The sequence below is a fragment of the Bradyrhizobium sp. CSA112 genome (assembly GCF_029051645.1).
Lineage (GTDB): Bacteria > Pseudomonadota > Alphaproteobacteria > Rhizobiales > Xanthobacteraceae > Bradyrhizobium.
Genome location: NZ_JAACFS010000017.1, coordinates 17543 through 39175 on the forward strand (window position 1 = coordinate 17543; position 21633 = coordinate 39175).

At 61.3% G+C, this 21633-nt stretch carries 19 protein-coding genes and 1 pseudogene; 4 read left to right on the plus strand and 16 right to left on the minus strand.

Going from position 1 to position 21633, the window contains the following annotated elements:
* Positions 1-91 precede the first annotated feature (91 nt).
* From GWE18_RS24720 to GWE18_RS24725, 3 genes are all read left to right on the plus strand, one after another.
* The gene (locus tag GWE18_RS24720; protein WP_275188306.1) at positions 92-625 is read left to right on the plus strand and encodes a PepSY domain-containing protein; all 534 of its coding nucleotides are present in this window, start codon (positions 92-94) and stop codon (positions 623-625) included.
* 110 nt (positions 626-735) lie between these two features.
* Positions 736-921, plus strand: coding sequence for a hypothetical protein (locus GWE18_RS42345; RefSeq protein ID WP_342804291.1), 186 nt, complete (start codon positions 736-738; stop codon positions 919-921).
* Positions 866-1345, plus strand: coding sequence for a hypothetical protein (locus GWE18_RS24725; RefSeq protein ID WP_342804292.1), 480 nt, complete (start codon positions 866-868; stop codon positions 1343-1345). Before GWE18_RS42345 ends, GWE18_RS24725 begins: the two co-directional genes overlap by 56 nt.
* 754 nt (positions 1346-2099) lie before the next feature.
* Here GWE18_RS24725 and GWE18_RS24730 read toward each other — a convergent pair.
* Entirely contained in the window at positions 2100-3314 is a 1215-nt protein-coding gene (locus tag GWE18_RS24730; RefSeq protein WP_275188307.1) for an OpgC domain-containing protein, read from the minus strand.
* 248 nt (positions 3315-3562) lie between these two features.
* Entirely contained in the window at positions 3563-4213 is a 651-nt protein-coding gene (locus tag GWE18_RS24735; protein WP_275188426.1) for a molybdopterin-binding protein, read from the minus strand.
* On the opposite strand from GWE18_RS24735, the gene GWE18_RS24740 reads away from it, so the two are divergent.
* Positions 4206-4565, plus strand: a complete 360-nt coding sequence (locus GWE18_RS24740; RefSeq protein WP_275188308.1) for a hypothetical protein — start codon at positions 4206-4208, stop codon at positions 4563-4565. The genes GWE18_RS24735 and GWE18_RS24740 overlap by 8 nt on opposite strands.
* A 282-nt stretch (positions 4566-4847) precedes the next feature.
* On the opposite strand, the gene GWE18_RS24745 is transcribed toward GWE18_RS24740, so the two are convergent.
* The 14 genes and pseudogenes from GWE18_RS24745 to GWE18_RS24815 all read right to left on the minus strand — a co-directional run bounded on the left by GWE18_RS24745 (position 4848) and on the right by GWE18_RS24815 (position 21632).
* Positions 4848-5369, minus strand: a complete 522-nt coding sequence (locus tag GWE18_RS24745) for a DUF2478 domain-containing protein (RefSeq protein ID WP_275188309.1) — start codon at positions 5367-5369, stop codon at positions 4848-4850.
* Between the two features lie 37 nt (positions 5370-5406).
* Positions 5407-5946 (minus strand): molybdopterin adenylyltransferase, encoded by a 540-nt coding sequence (gene mog / locus GWE18_RS24750; RefSeq protein WP_275188310.1) that lies wholly within the window; start codon positions 5944-5946, stop codon positions 5407-5409.
* 1 nt (position 5947) lies between these two features.
* Positions 5948-6706 (minus strand): carbonic anhydrase, encoded by a 759-nt coding sequence (locus GWE18_RS24755; RefSeq protein ID WP_275188311.1) that lies wholly within the window; start codon positions 6704-6706, stop codon positions 5948-5950.
* A gap of 21 nt (positions 6707-6727) precedes the next feature.
* Positions 6728-7066, minus strand: a complete 339-nt coding sequence (locus GWE18_RS24760) for a hypothetical protein (RefSeq protein ID WP_275188312.1) — start codon at positions 7064-7066, stop codon at positions 6728-6730.
* 9 nt (positions 7067-7075) lie between these two features.
* Positions 7076-7901 (minus strand): annotated as a pseudogene (locus GWE18_RS24765) (peptidylprolyl isomerase).
* A gap of 3 nt (positions 7902-7904) precedes the next feature.
* Entirely contained in the window at positions 7905-8621 is a 717-nt protein-coding gene (narI, locus tag GWE18_RS24770; RefSeq protein WP_275188313.1) for a respiratory nitrate reductase subunit gamma, read from the minus strand.
* Between the two features lie 10 nt (positions 8622-8631).
* Positions 8632-9339 carry a nitrate reductase molybdenum cofactor assembly chaperone gene (gene narJ / locus GWE18_RS24775; protein ID WP_275188314.1) on the minus strand — a complete coding sequence of 236 codons (708 nt, stop codon included), beginning with the start codon at positions 9337-9339 and terminating at the stop codon, positions 8632-8634.
* Positions 9339-10859: a nitrate reductase subunit beta gene (gene narH, locus GWE18_RS24780; RefSeq protein ID WP_275188315.1), complete on the minus strand. Its 1521-nt coding sequence runs from the start codon at positions 10857-10859 to the stop codon at positions 9339-9341. Before narH ends, narJ begins: the two co-directional genes overlap by 1 nt.
* Positions 10856-14608 (minus strand): nitrate reductase subunit alpha, encoded by a 3753-nt coding sequence (locus GWE18_RS24785; protein ID WP_275188316.1) that lies wholly within the window; start codon positions 14606-14608, stop codon positions 10856-10858. Before GWE18_RS24785 ends, narH begins: the two co-directional genes overlap by 4 nt.
* Positions 14609-14619: 11 nt before the next feature.
* Positions 14620-17358, minus strand: a complete 2739-nt coding sequence (locus tag GWE18_RS24790) for an MFS transporter (protein WP_275188317.1) — start codon at positions 17356-17358, stop codon at positions 14620-14622.
* Between the two features lie 382 nt (positions 17359-17740).
* Entirely contained in the window at positions 17741-18370 is a 630-nt protein-coding gene (locus GWE18_RS24795; protein WP_275188318.1) for a helix-turn-helix domain-containing protein, read from the minus strand.
* A 635-nt stretch (positions 18371-19005) separates the two neighbouring features.
* On the minus strand, positions 19006-19665 hold the full coding sequence (locus tag GWE18_RS24805; protein WP_275188320.1) for a DUF6064 family protein: 660 nt from the start codon (positions 19663-19665) through the stop codon (positions 19006-19008).
* Positions 19666-19751: 86 nt separating this feature from the next.
* On the minus strand, positions 19752-20855 hold the full coding sequence (locus GWE18_RS24810; protein ID WP_275188321.1) for an MlaD family protein: 1104 nt from the start codon (positions 20853-20855) through the stop codon (positions 19752-19754).
* Positions 20856-20858: 3 nt separating this feature from the next.
* On the minus strand, positions 20859-21632 hold the full coding sequence (locus tag GWE18_RS24815) for an ATP-binding cassette domain-containing protein (protein ID WP_275188322.1): 774 nt from the start codon (positions 21630-21632) through the stop codon (positions 20859-20861).
* Position 21633 lies beyond the last annotated feature (1 nt).

Below are 21633 nucleotides of genomic sequence, written 5' to 3' on the forward strand. Positions count from 1 at the left end.
CCAGAGACTGGAATTTACCTCATGTCGAAGAAGCGATTGTTAGCGATTATCGTTTTGTCCGCCACGCTTGCTGCTACGGGCGCAATAGCCGATGTCACCCATTCACCTTTTGGACGCCGCAAATCGAGGCGTAGCCGCGCAGCGCGATGCCGAGGAGGCAGCGATTCATCGCCTGCTCGAGCAATTTCGAGCGATAAAAATACCACTCAGTGAGGCTGTAGCGATCGCCGAGCATTTACATGACGGTTCACGGACCGCGGACGTTAGCTTTGAGATAACCGGTCGGTCCGTTTATCGAGTGCGGACGGCAAGAAATGAGCAAATTTGGGAGAACGTCATAGATGCGAACACCGGAAGCGTTGCTGAAAAAGAAATTTCGTCATCGCTGAGGGAGCTCGACAGAGAGGATCTGAGCAACATCGTTGCCATGAAGTCAGTTAAGCAGGAGCTGTCGGATGCCGTGCGCATCGCCGAGAAAGCTGGAGAGGGAAGCGCTCTGGCCGGAGGTCTGATGAAGCAGGACGGCAAACTCAACTTCGTTGTCGTCATTGCCAGTGGTGATCGCTTGAAGGAGGTCATGCTCGAACCGCCCAGAGTCGGTAGGCAAGGGGCAAATCGCCACTAACCGCGCAGCCAAGTCACGTCGCAAAATCGCACCAGAATTTGACGCAGGTCAACGTGAGCAAGGCCAAGCTCGGAAATGATGAATAATTCGACCAATGGACGGAGACGGTCATGACAGAGCAGAGCAGCATGCATTTATATCTGAATTGGACCAAGGAGCGGATCGACGAGATGGACGCTGCGTTAGCTTCGCTCGAGGTCAAAGCCAGTCAAGCCAAGGCCGACTCCAGGGAGAAGGCGGATGAGATTATCCGCAGATCTGAAGAAGCGCCGCGACGAGTTTCAGGCGCTGCTTAAGACACAAGCCGAATCGGGCGAAGCTGCCTGGGCACGCGCCAAGACGGAGCTGGACAAGCAGTGGAACGGCTTCGAAGCCCAGGTGCAGACCTATTTCGAAAGCGCCGGCAAGCAAATCGAGCAGCAGCAGGCCACGTTCAAGGACATCGCTGCCGCGCAAGCAAAAGCCTGGAGCGAGGCGGCGGATAAATTCAAGTTAGCAGCGGGCAAAGTGGCTGCGGCCCGACGCGCCGATCTCGAGGCCGCGCTTCAGCAAATGAAGTCCGATGCTTCCGAAGCCGAAGCACGCCTGCAAAAGCTCAACCAAGCGGGAAGCGAGTCCTGGTCCGTGCTCAGCACTGCACTCGCAGGGTCGCGCAAGGCTTTCGATCAGGCCAACCAGACGGTGTGGGACGCACTGAGAGGCTCTGGCTCGAAGAGCTGAAGGCAACAATCATAGCGAACGGCCTACCATCCTTGCCACCCCCGCCCTGCAGTGCAACTCGCGGGCTCGTCGGAGATGCCGTGTCCTCTGGCCGACGCATCGGGTCAGAAGCTTGAGATCCTTACGATCTCGTAGCATGTCCCGCATCGGACGCAGCCCATTTTTGGAAAGGCCGCTTTGCATCAGCAGCGGTCGTTCCATAACCGTTCATTCCGCGAACGGATGCCGAAGCGAGGTTCTTCGGCAAAGCCGTCACCGATGCTCCAACTTTTGACTCAAGCGACGAGGCTCTCGTGACGCCTGATTCAAAGGGGAGAGTTACACGTCACTACGACCTCAAACCTGGTATGGCACTCCCTTTCTAGGAGGCTTGCCCAAACCCAGAAATAATCTTGTAAGCTCAATACGTTGCGGCTCGCCTTGGCGCTCCCAAGGGAAGTCAGTAGATCAAACAATTTCAACGTGTTACCGAAAAGTTTGGGGAAAGCGTGCCTCACTGGGAGTTCACGCTCTTAGCGTGATCCCCCAAACCATCTTGCCGAAGACCGGACGGTCCACTTACCGACCACGCGGGAGAGCGATTGGAGATCACTCGTCAGCATTTGCCGCGTGCCAATCCTGAATGTCGAGGTTGGGCCCGAGTGACTGCCCCCTTTCCCGCATGGTTGCAGGGCGCAACCACGGACGCCGATAATTGAGTTCGAATTGCGATTTGAGGCGAAGTGGCCGCCGCGAAACCGTACAGCATGCGGGCTCAGGCCGTGCCCACGACTATTTTATGACCTGGTTGGACTGGTTCGCTAGCGGGAGCGTGTGGCTTTTGCACAGCAGGCTGATTGGCATGGCCGTAAGCATGTTTTTCAACGCGCTTCGACCACGATCGATAGTAAGCGACTGCTGTCATGATCGAAATGCCGCCTGTTCCCACCACCAATTGGGCGATAATGCCGCTGGAAGTCATTTGCAGCACAAAGAACCCGATAAACGAAAGGTAGATGCCGACGGCAAACACTTCGAGGGATTGCTGGCCGCATTTAACCAGCGGCTTCCAGATGGCGGCCTGCAGTCCCGCCGCATCGATCGGTATGAACCGCGCGCCCAGGATGATCAGGACCGCCAAATGCAGGAAGCGATAGGGCGCCAGATTGGTCTTGTCGTTGGGGTTGAAGGTTTCGAACAGAACGCGCGGAAACAACTTCTGAAGCTCCGGTATCAGCCCGGACAGCGTCATGACGGCCGCAAAGAGCAAATAAGCCAGCCCGAAGACCAGGACGGTCCTCGAACGCACCAGGAAATGCAGCGTATTGGCTCCGCCCAGCGCCAGCCACGCGCCCAGCACGAAAAGCAGCTGCCACGCGAACGGGTTAAAATACCAAACTCCCGACGGATACGAGGGGAGATTCCAGTCGAATTGACGGGCGGCTAGATAGAGCGCCACCGATCCCAGCATGCCCCAGTTCGGGTGCCTGAGCATCAGCCAGAGCACGGGCGGAAAGGCGCCCATCAGGACGACGTAAAGCGGCAGCACATCCAGGTTCAGCGGCTTGTACCGGAGCAACAGCCCCTGCGTGATGGTTTCCACTGGGGCGTTCAATAGGGGCGCAACATTGAAGCGATCGATCAAATCGGGAGCGTTGAATCTGGTTGAGAGGAAATGGACCGAGGCCAGATAGATCACGAACAGCAAGATGTGGACGGCATAGATTTGCCAGACGCGCCGCAGCAGCCTGGTTGTTCCGAAGACAAAGCCACCCTCGAGCATTCTTCGCCCAAAGACGAGAGCCGAGGTGTAGCCGGAAATGAACACAAAAAGATCGGCACCGTCGCTGAAGCCGTAGTTTCGGAACGAAAACCAGGCCAACACGCTGATGGAGACATGACCAAGGAACATCAGCCAGTTGGCGAGGCCCCGAAACAGGTCTAGCCGCAAATCCCGCTTCGACGGTGGAAGTGCAAGCTCAACCTTCATTTACTTCCAGCTCACATCTGATAAGCGTCGAGACTTCCGCAAGCCCTTCCGCAATCATAGGCGCAAGCCGCAAGCCTTACTTGAGCTATATCAAGGTGCCGCCCGGGGTCCCCGTATCTTCGAAGTGGATTTCCACGCCGCCTAGCTATCGCCCCCCATTCTTTGCCTCTCATGTACAGCGTTGATCATAATAGCTGGCAGCGTGGCGGTAGCTACAACTCCTATCTCACAATCGGCCGCCAGCGTATCTACGCGCCGCGTTCGATGGATTTCACTTCTGGCGCGATAACGACGAATCCGCCGGCGAGGCTGAGCTGATGCAGCTTGCCGGAATTGGCGGCGGGCAACAGTTCGATCAGCGGGAGGCCTTGCGCGTCACCCGCAGCAACAGCGGGCAGATAGGTGGTGCGTCCTGGGCTTCCCTTCCAATCGAAATTGGCGACCGCGGCGCGCTCAGGATCGCCCGCAGGTCTGATCCCAGCGCGACTTGCCAGGATCTCATCGACAATGACCTTGAACGTCGTGAACAGCGCGCCGGGATTGCCGGGAAGGCCTATGTAGGTTGCGTCAGCCATCTCGCCGAGGACGACCGGCTTGCCGGGCTTGATGGCAACCTTGCGAACCCATAGCTTGCCGCCGCAGCACTGAAACGAATCTACAACGTGATCTTCGTCGCCGACTGATATGCCACCAGCGCTGACGATCACGTCGGCGCGCGCCGCAGCCGTCTGAAAAACGGTCCGCAATCTGGATGGCTTGTCGATGCAGCTCCCGAGATCGACGATCTCGATCCACGGCTTTGCGAGCAGGCTGCGCAGGATGAAGCGGTTGGCGTCGTAGAGCTCGCCGTGCTGGATGTTTTCGCCCGGCTGGCGAAGCTCGGAGCCGGTCGTGAACATCGCCACGCGAAGCCTGCGGAACACGCGAAACGCCGGGATAGCCGCAGGCCGCGGCGACGCCCGCCTGCAGCGGGCCCATCGCCGTGCCGGCTTCGATCAGGCAGTCGCCCGACCTGACGTCCTCGCCCCGCCTTCTGATATTGTCCCCCGGTCGCGGCGCGCTGGAGAGAATGATGCGGTCGTTTTCGCGACGTACATCTTCCTGAGCGACGACGGCATCGGCGCCAGCGGGAATCGGCGCGCCCGTAAGGATGCGAAAGGCGCTGCCGTTCCGCAGCACCGGATTCCCGATCGTGCGATGAGCTGCGATGCTGCCGGTTACTTTCAACCGGCTTGGAAATTCAGCAGATAGGCTTTTCGTATCGATGGCGTATCCGTCCATCGCGCTGTAATCGAAACGCGGGAGGGGCGCATCCGCCTTGATGGACTGGGCCAGGATCCGGCCGGTCACGTTGCACAGATCGATCAGCTCCGTCTCGGCGATGGGCTGTGCCTCCGCCAAGCCGATGGCGAGAGCTTGCTCCACCGAAACGACATCTCCTTTGGCGGAGGCCAGGCACGCGTCGGTCTGTGTTTGTAGCAACCCGGGCATTTTTCCTCCGCAATGTCTCTTCGGTGGTTCGGCGTTCCCCGTCTAGCAGGACGCCGGCTCCGGACTTTGCGCTACCGCAACAGGAAAGGATCTGTTCAGCCAGTCCGCCACCTCGGACGGATCGCTCGAAAACTCGACCGACATGCCGCCGGCAAAATTGCGCCACGCCTTCAGGTTTCGGATCGGGACCCCGATCACGACCAGGATGCCGCGATCGACAGCGATTGCGACCAGGTCGAGCAGGCCGCGGCCTTCGGCCTCCACCTTGCCGAACTTGTTCAGGATCAGGATTTCCGGATCGGAATCGAGCGAGCGCGCCACCTGCCCGTTCACCTCGGCAAGCGCCGCCACGTCGAGGCGGCATCCGCGGGCGCCCGACCCGCGGTCTTCGAACAGATCCGTTCGTACCCCCGTCGTGAGCTCTTCCAGCACCACGTCGCAATGACCGGCCGTATCGGAGCAGACCGGGTGCTGCAGAACGCCGGCCATCCGGAGCCCGCGCCTGCGGCAATTCTCCACGATCCGTTCGAATGTTGATTGCGGATAGGCCTCGTTGGCGTACACGATCGCTACCAGAGCCTGCTGAGGCCGCACGCTTGCGCTATGCGGCCGGACGGAACGCTGCGCATACATCTGGATTTACCTCTATTCGTCGCGCCCCGATCAAGTCGAGGCAGTAGGGAATCGCGGGAAAGACTGCGTTCAAGCAGATATCGATGGCCGAGGGACGTCCCGGCAGGTTGACGATCAGGCACCTTCCGCGGGTTCCGGCGGTCTGCCGAGAGAGAATGGCGGTCGGCACCTGTTCGAGGCTGATCCGGCGCATCAGTTCGCCAAAACCTTCCAGTTCGCGCGTGATCACCATCCGCGTCGCTTCCGGTGTCAGGTCCCGCGGCGCCGGCCCGGTGCCGCCAGTGGTCAGGATCAGGTCGCACCCCTCGCGATCCGCCATCTCGGTCAGCGCCTGCGCCACGCTGTCGGTGCCGTCGGGAACGATCCGGGCAACGGCGACCCAATTCGAGCGCACCACCTGGCCAAGGAAATCGTTGATGGCCTTGCCGCTGATGTCCTCATATTCTCCGCGGCTGGCGCGATCGGATATTGTCAGCACGCCAATTCGTGCCAGCAAATTGTCCGGCATCTCAGCCCTCCTCCAGAAACTGCGGCTCCAGCATCGAGAGCCCTGCAAAGGCTTCCTCGGCGTGGCGACGGACCATGGTGATGGGCTCGGCGAGCCCCGCATAATTGTCTTCCCGGTCGAGCGTCTCGGCTTCATCCAGCGACGACAGCTTCAATCCGAGATCACGCAACAGCCCGTCGCCCAGGCCATAGATCCAGCCGTGAACGGTGATGGATTGCTGGCGCTGCCAGGCGCCGCGCAAAATCGGTGTGGCAGCGATCCGCCGTAGCTGCAGCTCGACATTCAGCTCGCAGGCGCGGTCCATTCTGGCGGCTTCGCTTGGAAGGTGCGCCAGATCGGGCGCGCATCGCCGACACATTTCTCGCACCGGCGCCAGCCAGTGATCGACCAGACCACCGCCGCCCGGCGGCTCGAACGCCCTGCGGATGCCGCCGCAGCCATAATGGCCACACACGATGACGTGCTTCACCTGCAGTGTATCGATCGCAAATTCCAGCACGGACAGCAGGTTCATGTCGCCGGTATGAACGATGTTACCGACATTGCGGTGCACGAACACCTCGCCGGGATCGAGGCCGACGATGTCGTTGGCGGGAACGCGGCTGTCCGAGCAGCCGAGCCAGAGGTAGCGCGGCGCCTGCTGCTCGGCGAGCCGCCGAAAGTAATCGGAATCGCTGCGGGTCTTGCCCGTCGCCCAGGCCACGTTGCGGTCGAACAGCTCGTCGATCATGGCAACGTCACGATCCAGAGCCGATCGCATCGGCGTTCAGGGGATGCGAACTCATGAGCAGCCTCCCCCGCCGCCACAGGTGCAGCCGGCATGGGCGGGCGGCTCAGGCGTCTCGTCCTTCTTCAGCGACCAGTTGACCATGTAGACGAGGCAGCCGGTGCCGGGATCGTCGGTTCGCTCGACCACGTTCATCAGACCAAGCCAGTCCTCACTGCCGGCAAGATTGGCAAAGCGCCTGACGGCGCCGGAGGCGTATTCGCCGACGGTTTCCTCATAACGGGTAGCCGCATCGCCGACGCGCGCGAACAGCACGATGTCGTTGCAAGCGAGCAGCGCCTCGCTGGCGGCCGCGTCCTCGCTGAAGCTGCGGATGATGTCGCCGAGTTGCATCGGTTGCTCCTACTGCAACAACGGCGACGCCGCCGCGGCAAGGATGACACCCGATATCTCAGCTCGGCCGGCCAGCACCGAGACGTACTGCGCCAACGCGCGATGCTGGACGCTGGTCGTGAGATAGTCCGCGATGCGGTCATGGGCGAGTTCGAACGGCAGGACCTGCCCTGGTGCATGCTGGTCCAAGCGAATGACGTGAAAGCCGTAGCGGGTTTCAGCGATAGCGAATTCGCCGGGCCGCATCCGCTCCAGCGCCGCCTCGAACGCGGCAACCGTCTGGCCGCGCGTCAACTGACCAAGCCGGCCGCCCTCCTGCGCCGAGGTCTTGCAGGGCCGAATGGCTGCGGGCGAACTCGGCGAACAGTACTGGATCGGACCTGACAGCGGCCAGGATATTTTCCGCCATCAGCCGAGCCTCGGTGCGTGCCGCGACGTCGTCGGGACGCGAGGCGATCAGGATATGCGCCGCCTCATACAGGTCTCCCGACCGGAAACGCTGGCGGTTCTGCTCGTAGAACCGTAGACATGCCGCCTCATCCGGCTCGGGCGTCGTCACCTCGCGCTCGATCAAGGTGCGCATCGCCGCTTCCTCGTCAGTCTCGGAGCGCCCCTCGGCATCGCAAAGCGGCTCCGCCTCAATCCTCTGCCGCGCCGATTCCTGCAGCAGCAGTTCGCGCACGACGAGCGCGCGGGCCGCCGCCTGCCACGCCAGGATCGGCTTTTCGGCCGGATGGTTCTGAACCTCCCGGGCAATCACCTCGCGCGGAATGACCTTGCCGTTGACGCTGATGGTCTTGGGCTTCGGCAGCGTATTCGTCAGTGAGCAATCCATGACCTACTCCGCCGGTTGAATGGGCCGCTGTAGCGAGCCGTCGCGGCTGCGGACGACCTGATAGCCCCGTCGGCCGAGATACCAGACCGGCGCGCTCCAGATGTGGACCAGCCGCGTGAACGGGAAGACCAGGAACAGCGTCATGCCCAGCACGAGGTGCGCCTTGAAGATCGGATGCACGTCGAGAATGTTGGCGGCGACGCCCGGCTGCAGTGTCAGGATGCCCTGCGCCCAGTCCATGAACTTCACCATTTCATGGCCATCGAGATGGCCCATCGAAACTGGAATGCTCGCAAGCCCGAGCAGCAACTGCGCAAACAGCAGCAGCAGGATCGCGGTATCGCCGAACGAGGAGTTGGCGCGGATGCGCGGGTCGAACAGGCGGCGATGCGTCAACAGCGCAATGCCGACCAGGCACATGAGGCCAGCAACGCCGCCCGCCACGATCGCCAGCATCTGCTTGAAGCTGTGCGACACGCCGAGCCAGTCGAACACCCATATCGGGGTTAACAGGCCAACGAGATGGCCGAGGAAGATGAAGAGAATGCCGACGTGGAACAGGTTGGAGCCCCATGTCAGTTGCCGCCGCCGCAGCAACTGGCTGGATCCGGTCCGCCATGTATATTGCTCGCGGTCAAACCGGAACAGGCTGCCGAACAGGAATACGGTCAGGCACAGATAGGGATACCAGCCGAAGACGATTGAATTGAGCATTTGCATGGCTCTCTCCTCACTGCGGACGTGGTGCGCGATCGACCGCGCGTCTGGCATGGCGAAGTTTTGCGATCAGGCTCTCATGGCCGCAGGCGCCCTGCCCCTGGCTCCCCGGACCGAACCGCACCTCCTCTTCCTCCCAGGCGGCATCAAGCGCCTCGAGATCCATCGGATCGGGATCGATGCCTTTCAACAGCTCGTCGACAATCTCGCGCGACGGGGCTGCCGCCGCGACCGCGACCAGCGCATCGAACACCGCCTTGTACTTCGATTGCCGACGTTCTAGCCGCTCGGCGAGAGCCGCAAAAATATGGGCGGTCTGGCCCAGCAGCTCGCGAGATTCAGCGAGCGGCCGGGTCGACAGGAATTCGAGGAACAGCGGCACGTAATCGGGCAGCTCGTTCGCCGCGATGAACAGGTCGGCCTTCTCGTACATCGCCTTGAGGTCGACCATAGCCTGGCCGCGGTCGCGGCTTTCGCCATGGACGTGCTCGAACAGATGCAGCGCCAGCGTCTTGCTGCGATCGAACAGCAGACCGTAGCGCTCCTGGAGATCGTAGAGCTCGCCAACCGCGATTTCTTCGATCAGCAAGTCGAGCGCGCCGCGACAGGCCGAGGGCACGACTTTCTCGGCATCGAGAATGGCCAGGAAATCCGGCGCTGCGTCGATCAGCCCCTGGGCCGGATAGCTCAGCAGGGCCGACAGGACCTTGAACGTCTTCATCACGCCATCTCCATCGGATTTTTGGCCTTGCGCGGCGCGCCGAACAAATTGGTTTCGCTTTCGCCGCCCGCGCAGCCGCTGCCGAAGGTGAATCCGCAGGAACCGCGCATGTCGTAGGCGTCCGCGCCGAGTTCGCGGTGCGCGGTCGGAATCACGAACCGGTCCTCGTAATTGGCGATCGCCATGATCTGGTACATCTCGTCGATCTGTGCGGGCGTGAGCCCGACTCGCCGGGCGATCACCTCGTCGACGACACCGTCGATGGTCTTGGTCCGCATATAGGCGCGCATCGCCAGCATGCGTTCCAGCGCCAAGGTCACCGGCTTCTCGTCGCCGGCGGTGAGCAGGTTGGCGAGATACTTCATCGGAATGCGCAGCGACTTCACATCCGGCATTTCGCCGTCGAGGCCGATCTTGCCGGCGGAGGCGGCCGAGGTGATCGGCGACAGCGGCGGCACGTACCAGACCATCGGCAGCGTGCGGTATTCCGGATGCAGCGGGAACGCCACCTTCCATTCCATCGCCATCTTCCAGATCGGCGAGGCCTTGGCGGATTCGAGCCATGCATGCGGAATGCCCTGCCGCTCCGCTTCCGCGATGATCTTGGGATCGTTCGGATCGAGGAACACGTCGAGCTGAGCCTGGTACAGATCGCGCTCGTCAGGCTTGCTTGCGGCTTCCGCGATGCGGTCGGCGTCATAGAGTACCACGCCGAGATAGCGGATGCGGCCGACGCAGGTCTCCGAGCACACCGTCGGCTGGCCAGCCTCGATGCGCGGGTAGCAGAAGATGCACTTCTCGGATTTGCCGGAGGACCAGTTGTAATAGATCTTCTTGTAGGGGCACCCGGAGACGCACATGCGCCAGCCGCGGCACTTATCCTGGTCGATCAGGACGATGCCGTCCTCCTCGCGCTTGTAGATCGCGCCCGAGGGGCATGCCGCGACGCAGGCCGGATTGAGGCAGTGCTCGCACAGCCTCGGCAGGTACATCATGAAGGTGTTTTCGAACTGGCCGTAGATGTCCTTCTGCACGCCCTCGAAATTGTAGTCCTGCGAACGTTTGGCGAATTCGCCGCCGAGGATTTCTTCCCAGTTCGGACCCCATTCGATCTTCTCGATCCGATCGCCCGACACCAGCGAGCGCGGCCGTGCGGTCGGCATCGCCGGCATTTCCTTGGCCTGCTGCAGATGCGCGTAGTCGAAGGTGAACGGCTCGTAGTAGTCGTCGATCTCGGGCAGATCGGGGTTGGCGAAGATGTTCGCCAGCACGCGCCATTTGCCGCCGATGCGCGGCTCGATCTTGCCGTTGCGCTTGCGCTTCCAGCCGCCCTTCCAGCGCGCCTGGTTTTCCCAATCCTTGGGATAACCGATGCCCGGCTTGGTCTCGACGTTGTTGAACCACGCGTATTCCATGCCTTCGCGGCTGGTCCACACGTTCTTGCAGGTAACGCTGCAGGTGTGACACCCGATACACTTATCGAGGTTCAACACCATGGCGATTTGAGCGCGGATTTTCATTCTGCGGCCTCCAAACGGGGGGTACCAGGCTGATCTAAAGTCGGCGTGTCGAGCCAGTCGATTTTCGACATCTTCCGGACAATGACGAACTCGTCACGGTTGGCGCCAACCGTGCCGTAATAGTTGAAGCCGTAGGACTGCTGGGCGTAGCCGCCGATCATGTGCGTCGGCTTGGTCACGACCCGGGTCACCGAGTTGTGGATGCCGCCGCGCTGCCCGGTCTGCTCCGAACCAGGCACGTTCACGATCTTCTCCTGGGCATGGTACATCATGCACATGCCCTGCTTGACCCGCTGCGAGACCACCGCGCGCGCAACAAGTGCGCCGTTGGTGTTGAAGGCCTCGATCCAGTCGTTGTCGACAATGCCTGCGGCCTTGGCGTCGATCTCGCTGATCCAGACAATCGGCCCGCCACGCGACAGCGTCAGCATCAGCAAATTGTCGGTGTAGGTGGAGTGGATGCCCCACTTCTGGTGCGGTGTGATGAAGTTCAGCACCACCGACGCGTTGCCGTTTGGCTTGCGGTCGATCACCGGTTTGACCGTCTTGGTGTCGATCGGCGGCCGGTAGACGCAGAACCCTTCGCCAAAGGCGCGCATCCACAGATGATCCTGGTAGAGTTGCTGGCGGCCGGTCAGCGTCCGCCACGGGATCAGTTCGTGGACGTTGGTATAGCCGGCGTTGTAGCAGACCTTTTCCGATTCCAGGCCGGACCAGATTGGCGAGGAGATGATCTTGCGCGGCTGCGCGACGACGTCGCGGAATCGGATCTTCTCGTCTTCCTTGGGAAGGGCCAGATGCTGGTGATCTCTCCCCGTAAAGGTCTCGAGCGAAGCCCAGGCCTTGACTGCGACCTCGCCATTGGTCTCCGGCGCGAGGCTCAGGATGACTTCGCAGGCGTCGATCGCGCTATCGATGCGGGCAAGCCCCTTGCTCGCGCCTTCCTCGGTCACGATGCCGTTGAGCTTCTTGAGCAGGTCGACCTCATGGCCGGTGTTCCAGCTCATACCCTTGCCGCCATTACCGAGCTTATTCATCAACGGCCCAAGCGAGGTGAAGCGCTTGTAGAGGTTCGGATAGTCGCGCTCGACCACCGTCACCGCCGGCATGGTCTTGCCGGGGATCGGATCGATCTGGCCTTTCTTCCAGTCCTTGACGTCGAACGGCTGCGCGATCTCGCCGGCCGTATCGTGCATGATCGGTGTCAGCACGACGTCCTTTTCCACGCCGAGCACTTCGGGCGCCACCCGAGAGAACGCTTCCGCAATGCCCTTGTAGATGTCCCAGTCGCTGCGCGATTCCCAGACCGGATCGATCGCCGCCGACAGCGGGTGGATGAAGGGATGCATGTCGGACGTGTTGAGATCGTTCTTCTCGTACCAGGTCGCCGTCGGCAGCACGATGTCCGAATACATGCAGGTGGTGGACATCCGGAAATCGAGCGTGACCAGCAGGTCCAGCTTCCCTTCCGGCGCTTCCTCGTGCCACTTTACGTCAACCGGTTTCTTCAGGCCGTGCTCGCCGAGGTCCTTGCCCAACACACCGTGCTTGGTGCCGAGCAGATGCTTGAGGAAATATTCGTGGCCCTTGCCCGACGCGCCCAGCAGATTCGAGCGCCAAACGAAGAGGTTACGCGGCCAGTTTTTGGGATTATCAGGGTCTTCGCACGACAATTGCAGATCGCCCGATTTCAGCGACTTGGCGACGTAATCCTTTGCCTCCATCCCCGCCGCCGCGGCATGCTTGGAAACTTCCAGCGGATTGGTCTGCAGTTGCGGCGCTGACGGCAACCAGCCCATCCGTTCGGCGCGCACGTTGTAGTCGATTAGCGCGCCGTCCCAGGGGCCGGCGGGCGCCGTCGGCGACAGGATTTCTTTGACATCGAGCGTCTCGTAGCGCCACTGGTCGGTGTGGGCATAGAAAGCCGACGTCGAGTTCATCTGCCGGGGCGGACGGCCCCAGTCGAGACCGAACGCCAGCGGCGTCCAGCCCGATTGCGGCCTCAGCTTCTCCTGGCCCACATAGTGCGACCAGCCGCCGCCGGACTGCCCGATGCAACCGCACATCACCAGCATGTTGATGATGCCGCGGTAGTTCATGTCCATGTGGTACCAGTGGTTCAAGCCGGCGCCGAGGATCACCATCGAGCGGCCGCCGGTCTTCTCGGCGTTGAGCGCGAATTCGCGGGCCACCGTGATGATCTGGTCGCGCGGCACGCCGCTGATCTTTTCCGCCCAAGCCGGCGTATAAGGCTCCAGGTCGTCGTAGGTCTTGCCGATGTTCTCGCCGCCGAAACCGCGATCGACGCCGTAATTGGCGAGGAACAGATCGAACACCGACGCCACGACGGTTTCGCCGTCGGCCAGTTGCAGCGTCTTGGTCGGCACGTTGCGCTTCAGCACATCAGGATGGTCGGTGCCTGCAAAATGATCGTGCTCTCGGTTGCCGAAATAGGGGAAGCCGACCGGCGAGGTGTCGTCCTTGATCTCGCTCAGCGACAGCCGGAGCCTTGTTTCCTGATTGCCGGACGCCTTCTCTTCCAGGCTCCATTTGCCCTTCTCGCCCCAACGGAAGCCGACCGAGCCCTTGGGCACAACGATCTCACGGGAGGCCTCGTCATAGGCGACCGTCTTCCATTCCGGATTGTTGGCCTCGTCCATCCCCTTTACGAAGTCGGACGCGCGCAGGAAACGCTCCGGCACGAAGTGATCGCCCCGCTTCACCAGCCGCACCAGCATCGGCATGTCCGTGTACTGGCGCACATAGTCGTTGAAGTACTTGGCCTGACGCTCGACGTGGAATTCCTTCAGGATGACGTGGCCCATCGCCATCGCAAGCGCCGCATCGGTTCCCTGCTTCGGCGACACCCAAAGATCAGCGAATTTCGAAGCTTCGGAATAATCAGGGCAGATCACCACGCTCTTGGCGCCCTTGTACCGGACCTCCGTATAGAAATGCGCATCTGGCGTGCGGGTCTGCGGGACGTTCGATCCCCACAGGATCAGGAATCCGGAATTATACCAGTCGGCGCTTTCGGGAACGTCGGTCTGCTCGCCCCAGGTCTGCGGCGAGGCCGGCGGCAGGTCGCAATACCAGTCGTAGAACGACATGCAGACGCCGCCGAGCAGCGACAGATAACGTGCGCCGGCCGCGTAGCTCACCATCGACATCGCGGGGATCGGCGAGAATCCGAAGACGCGATCCGGGCCGTAGGTCTTGGCGGTGTAGGCGTTGGCCGCAGCCACGAGTTCGTTGACCTCGGCCCAGCTTGCGCGGACGAATCCGCCGAGCCCGCGCTTCTGCACATAGGCAGCGCGCTTCTTCGGGTCCTCAACGATCGACTTCCAGGCCGCCACCGGCGTCATCAGCACGCGTGCTTCGCGCCACAATTTCAGCAACCGCGAGCGCACCAGCGGATATTTCACCCGGTTGCCCGAATAGAGGTACCAGCTATAGCTCGCGCCGCGCGCACAGCCGCGCGGCTCGTGATTGGGCAGGTCCGGCCGCGTGCGCGGATAGTCGGTCTGCTGCGTCTCCCAGGTGACAATGCCGCCCTTGACGTAGACCTTCCATGAACACGAGCCCGTGCAGTTCACACCATGGGTGGAACGGACGATCTTGTCGTGCTGCCAGCGTTTCCGGTAACCGTCCTCCCAGGAACGGTCCTCAGTGGTCATCACGCCGTGCCCGTCAGCGAATTCGGCCTTGGGGCGCGTGAAGAACGACAACCTGTCGAGAAAATGACTCATCGTTCGCTTCCTTATTCGGCAGCTTGTGTGACGGGTAAGATGCGGGGAGTGCGCTCGACGTCATGGAGCAGTCCGCCCTTGCGGGAGTAGACGGCCCAGGTGACCACCACGCAGATCACGTAGAAGATGAAGAATCCCCACAGCGCGCCTTGGACGCCTCCAGTGAGCTCGATCGAGGTCCCGTAGGACTTCGGAATGAAGAAGGCGCCGAAGGCCGCGATCGCCGAGGTGAAGCCGGTGATGGCAGCCGATTCCTTTTCGGCCTGGCGTTGGCGGGTCAAGGCGTCGGCGGTCGGCATCAGTCGGTCGATTTCCTTGCGCATGATGTTGGGAATCATCTGGAAGGTCGATGCGTTGCCGACACCGGTTGCGAAGAACAGGACGAGGAACATCGCAAAGAAGCCCCAGAACGCTCCCGGCTGGTGCTTGATGCCGATGAAGTAGAGAATGCCGAGCACGCCGAGCATCATCAGGATGAAGACCCAGAAGGTGACGCGCGCCCCGCCCCATTTGTCGGAGATCCACCCCGTGGCCGAGCGCGACAGCGCGCCGACCAGCGGCCCGAGGAATACGAACGGCAGCGCGTCAACCATCGGGAACTGGGTCTTGGCGAGCAGCGGGAAGCCGGCGGAGTAACCGATGAAGGAGCCGAACGTCCCGGTATAGAGCCAGCACATGATCCAGTTATGCTTGCGCTGGAAGATCACCGCCTGATCGGCGAACGAGGCCTTGGCGGAGGCGATGTCGTTCATGCCGAACCACGCGGCGAACGCGCTGGCTATGATGAACGGCACCCAGATGAAGCCGGCGTTCTGCAGCCACAACGATGACGCCTGCGTTCCGCTGGTGACTGTTGCCGGGTCGCCGCCGAACCAGCCGAACACCCCGACCGTGATGATGATCGGCACCACGAACTGCACGGTAGAGACGCCGAGATTGCCAAGGCCGGCGTTCAGCGCAAGCGCATTGCCCTTCTCCGCCCGCGGGAAGAAGAAGGAGATGTTGGCCATCGACGAGGCGAAGTTGCCGCCGCCGAAGCCGCACAGCAGCGCCAGCGCTAGGAACACCGGATACGGCGTCGACGGGTTCTGCACGGCATAGCCAATGCCGACGGCCGGGATCAGCAACGACCAGGTCGCCAGCGTGGTCCAGAGCCGACCGCCGAAGATCGGCACCATGAAGGAGTAGAAGATCCGGAGCACCGCGCCGGAGATGCCCGGCAGCGCCGCGAGCCAGAACAGTTCGGCGGTGGTGAACGTGAAGCCGACGGACGGCAACTTCGCGACCACGACCGACCAGACCTGCCAAACCGCAAACGACAGCAGCAGCGCCGGGATGGAAATCCAGAGATTGCGCCGCGCGATGGCACGCCCGGTGGTGTCCCAGAAGGTCCTGTCCTCCGGACGCCAGTCGATCAGGACAGCGCCGGACAAGGCGCCGACATGCTCGGGCTTGTGGATCTCCTGCATTTCGGGAAGCTCGGGAAGCTTCTTCAGCGCCTCGCCGACGACGCCGCGTTCCATATACCGGATCGCAATGTGCATCCAGATCAGCGAGCCTGCGACCAACAAGAACAGAAGCATGAAGCAGCTGGTCCACAGGCCGGTCAGGTCGACGAGCGCACCGAACGTAATCGGGAGCACGAAGCCGCCGAGACCGCCGATCATTCCGACCAGTCCGCCGACGGCGCCGACATTGTTGGGATAATAGACCGGGATGTGCTTGTAGACGGCCGCCTTGCCCAGCGCCATGAAGAAGCCGAGCACGAACACGGTCACCGTGAACGGCACCAGCCCCATTTCAAGGTGGAAGCTCACCGTGCCGTTGACCGTCTTCACAAGATAATCGGTCGGCGGATAGGACAGAACGAATGTGGCGGCGACGCCGACCAGGAAGGTCCAGTACATCACTCGCCGTGCGCCGTAGCGATCGGAGAGGTGGCCGCCATAGGCCCGGAACACGCTGGCGGGCAGCGAGAACATCGCAGCGACCATGCCGGCGGTCTTGATATCGACGCCGTAGACCTTGATGAGGTATTGCGGCAGCCACAGCGCCAGCGCGACGAAGGCGCCGAACACGAAGAAATAGTACAACGCAAAACGCCAGACCTGGATGTTCTTCAGCGGCTCGAGCTCGAGCCAGGCGCTGCTCGGCTTCTCGTTCTTCGCCCGCCGCGCACGAACGACCGGATCTTCTTCCGAGAAGAGCCAGAACGCGATTCCCATCAAGCCGATCACCAACGCCCAGACCTGGGCAACGGTCTGCCAGCCATAGGCAACCAGCACGAAGGGCGCGATGAACTTGGTGACGGCGGCGCCGACATTACCGGCGCCGAAGATGCCAAGGGCGGTGCCCTGCTTGCCCGCGGGATAAAATCGCGAGACGTAGGCGACACCAACCGCGAATGAACCGCCGGCGATGCCGACGAAGAACGCAGCCACCAGGAATTCGGAGTACGTAGTCGCCCAAGTCAGCAGATAGGTTGCGACGGCCGCTGCTAGCATGACGACGGTGTAGACCCGCCGTCCGCCATACTGATCGGTCCAGATGCCGAGCAGCAATCGGATCAGCGATCCGCTGAGGATGGGCGTGCCGACGAGAAGACCGAACTGGGTATCGTTCAACCCCAGCTCCTGCTTGATGCGGATGCCGATGATCGAGAAGATCGTCCAGACCGCAAAGCAAATCGTGAAGGCGATGGTTGAAAGCCAGAGCGCTCGGCCCTGATGCGCAGTGGTTGTTGCGTCCATGATAGTCCCCTCGCCAGCTCGTGTGCTGAGGGTATGGATCGCCCAGAATGCCGATTGGAAGTTTGCGCTACGTCAAATTGAAGTGCGATCAGGCAATCTTTATCGCCGTACCGCGTGAATCTCCGCCAACAGCCGGTTGATCCATGTCAATGCGAGCGTCGCGTAACGGATGAATTATGGACCCACATGATGCACGACAAGGATGTCTCGCATCATCATTCGGCAGTCTCGCCGTTTTCTCCTAAGACTGCCCCGTCATCGCCCGGTCATAACTGACTGAGCGTCGCGGGGCATTTTCATGTCAATTGCAGGGGAACGGGTCGGCCTTTGAGAGAACTCTCCGCACACTGAATTTCAGGCTTCGCCCCGAATCATCGGATCATCACTTGCGCCGAATCTTTCTTGCCGCCGCCACGGCCGCGACCCTGGCTGGGTCCAGTAGGCGGACGCCGCCGGAGACAATGATGAGCATTTTCTGGCGCTCGAACCGGGTCAACGTCCGGCTCACCGTTTCGATCGTCAGCCCCAGATAATCTGCGATGTCCTGCCGGCTCATCGGCAGTGCGAGAATTTGCGGCCCGTTGCGGATATGCGCCAGACGTTGTCGCCAACCGACGAGGAAGGACGCGACCTTCTCTTCCGCCGTGCGCCGGCCCAACAGCAGCATCTGCTCCTGAGCCAGCATAAGTTCACGTGCGGCAAATTCGTTGATTCGAATGAGAAATTGCGGCCGCTGCTCGATAAACTGTGCGAACGCTTCCCGGGAAAGGTGACACAGTGACACCGACCCGATCGCGTCTGCCGAGAAGCTGTAGCGATCGGACGGCACCGTGCCGAGAAAATCTCCCGGCAACGCAAAGCCGATCACCTGCCGCCTTCCGTCCGGCAGCAGTTTGTACATACGTGCAACACCGGCCGTCAGACCGTGGACGGAACCGGCAACCTGACCTGCCATGAAAAGCGCCTCATTGGGCGCCAGCTTAACGTGGTGGACAATCCGCTCGAACTGCACGATGTCGACCTGATCAAGCGCGCCGCAGATCGAGAGCGATCGGACGGTACAGGCCGCGCAGCGGCCGAAAGTCGCCGGACTTGAACTCGGTCCGTATCATTGCCCTGCCCGATCGAGCATCGGATTGGTCGCCGAATATCCCGGCAGCCGCACCTCCCATGCTTAGCCCGCTTCTCAAGAGCTCGAAGATACAATTTCATTTCACCACTCGCCGTTGATTCAGATCAACTTGGCTGAGGTTTGGGATTTACAATGTACGATTCCAGCTTGGATAGCGCATTCCACAGGGTCGGAGTTGATGGGACGAGTTCTGATGCCACTAGCGTTGAAGCTCGCACCTTGACGCCAGCGGCAGCGGCTTCACCTCAAGAACTGCGCGGAGCAATTTTTGCAGTAGACAATTGCGCGAAGTGTCATTCGAGCGACAAGGTTTCACCGAGGCCTCTCAAGATCGCACCGCCGTTCCGGACGCTGCACAAGCGTTACCCGATCGAGCCCTTCGCAGAGGCGCTGGCCGAAGGCATTTTAACTGGACATCCCACCATGTCCGCCTTCCAGCCCGATCCTGAAGATTGCCGACCTGCTGACGCTCGACCCGGTCGAATGACCTTGAGCAGAAGTGCTCAAACTCGTTCCTATGCTGCCCGGGTACTCTGTAGCGTCTGATGTCGATCTCGGAAAAACACCAATAGTGAAGAGATGAAGCCGCTGACGAGCAGAAGCCAGTCTTGCGGCACATTCAGGAGAACGGCGGCGCTGCCACCAATCAGTGACCAGACGAAAGGAACGACAAAGAGCCAGCTCGGCACAGGATGCACCGTCAGCAGTAGCATCCCAAACGTGAAAATTGTTACTGGGCAAGGCGTGACGCCGAACATTGGCATCTCGGGATAACGATGCCCAGTGGCTAGGCCAATCAATGGATAGGCGATCGCTGCATAAGCCACCAAGGAAATTCCTACTCCAGTCGCTAGGATGGGTCGTAGGCCAAAACGAATTTGATCGCGGTACACGCCGGCATAAACAAGATAACAGCCCTGGATTATGAACAGCGCACCAAAAATGTAGGCCGCGTTATTGATCGCGGAGAATGAAAGCGCGTGGTAGGCAACACCGGTCCATAGCCACATCGCGGCCAAAATCCCTGTGATGACGCGATCATCGGCTCGTGTTCTCCGAAAAAATGATGCGATTGAGAGGGCGCCAAGCACATACGCTGCGATCTGGATCGGCCAAATAGCGTGGTTGTAGTTCACAAACACCCCAAGGAATTGCTCTGGTGTAAAGGGCAACATGGGGATGCTCCTGCGCTTCGAATCGCTACAAGAAACCACGTGCGAAATGAGGGCACTTTGACTTGGCGCAAACTATGAAAACGCGCCTAGTACGCCTGTACCGTCCAGGCGATTATGTTTCTGGCTATCCGGCCGAACGCCTCGCTGAACGCGGCGACGGCTTCGGGCGGCATGACGGAGGCAAATTTCTCGCTCTCCTCGAACAGCCGCGAGGCGACGACCTTACCGTTCTTGTCGACGATCCTGGCCGACAATCCGATTTCGGCTACCGGCCCGGATTCGACGGCGATGCGGAACCGTCTGACATCGATCAGCAGCTGGAATTCGGTCTGTCCGATATCGGCCATGCGCAGCGGTGCATGCGCGATGTCGTAATTCTCAAAGCTTTCGATAAGTCGCGCCTGTATCAATTTCGGCAGCGCATCGGCCCACATCGCCTCCGCGAATACGGGATAATCCTGCGCTGGCGAGAACAGGAAGCGTTGCGTCTCCAGCATCGCGACCGCCGTCGGCTCCGGGATTGCCCATTGCACATTGATGACCTTGCCCACCGGCCCCGGATTTTGCAGCGCGCGCAAATCGTAGGTGATTTTCGGCGGCGGGCTGGTCACACCGGTCATGCGTTCGAGGCCAGCGACAATGCCGTCGAGCTTGCCGGTGTTGCGCGCCAGGCCTTCTGAAAACACCTTGAAATTGGCGATGGTGTCCTTCAACGCGCCAGAATTTTCCGTCAGCACCGAATCCACCTTGCGCAACGCATCGCGGGCGGCCTGCGTCATCCCCTGCCCCGCGCCGGGCTCGGCGACGAGCGTCGGTACCTTGTCGGCCTTCGCCATCAGCAAGCCGCCCTCCAGCGCGATCACGGGAACGCCAGTCAAGCCCTGAAACTCCAGGCCGACCTTGGTGTCTGCACGCACCGGTGTCGTCGAGGCAACCGAGATAGTCGCATTGACGCCGCGCGGGTTGTCGGATACGAGGCCAAGCTCGGTCACTTCGCCGACCCGGATGCCGTTGAACAGCACCGCGGCGCCGACCAACAGCCCAGGCACCGAGCCTTCGAACTGCAAATGGTAAGACGTACGCGGGCCGAGCCCTCCGGCATTCTGCAGCCAGTAGACGAAGCCGAACACGGCGGCAATAGCAGCCAGCACGAAGGCGCCGACAACGACGAAGGGTGCGCGGGTTTCCATGTCTCAACTCGCTTTGGGTTGCAGCATCTGGGAGCGCTTGCCGTGGAAATAGGCTCGCACCCAGGGATGCTCGGATTGAAGCAGTTCGCGCATCGGCCCGATGGCGACGATCTTGCCGTCGGCCAGCGCCGCAACGCGGTCGCAGACGGTATTGAGGCTGGCGAGATCGTGGGTCACCATGAACACCGTCAGCCCCAGCGTTTTCTGCAATGTCTTGATCAGGGCGTCGAAATCGCCGGCGGCAATCGGATCCAGCCCCGAGGTCGGCTCGTCGAGAAACACGATTGCGGGATCGAGCGCGAGTGCGCGCGCCAGCGCCACGCGCTTGGTCATGCCGCCGGACAATTCGGAAGGAAACTTGTCGCCGTCTTCCGCCTTGAGCCCGACCATTTCGAGCTTGGCGGTTGCGATCTCGTCCATCAGGGCTTCCGAGAGCGCGAGATTCTCGCGCAGCGGAAACTGGATGTTCTGCCGCACCGTGAGCGATGAGAACAGTGCGCCCTGCTGGAACAGGATGCCCCATCGCCCGGCCGCGCTCCGCGTGGCGCGGTCATGGTTGATCGATGAACCCATCACCTCGATTTCGCCGCCCTGTCGCGGGATCAGGCCGATGATGGTCCGCATCAGCACCGACTTGCCGCCGCCGGAAGCGCCGACCAGACCGAGGATCTCGCCCCGGCGTACATCCAGCGCAAGATGATCAATCACGATATGGCGGCGGAAGCCGACCACGAGATCGCGCACCCGAATGGCAAACTGTTCCGCGCCCTCCTGCATC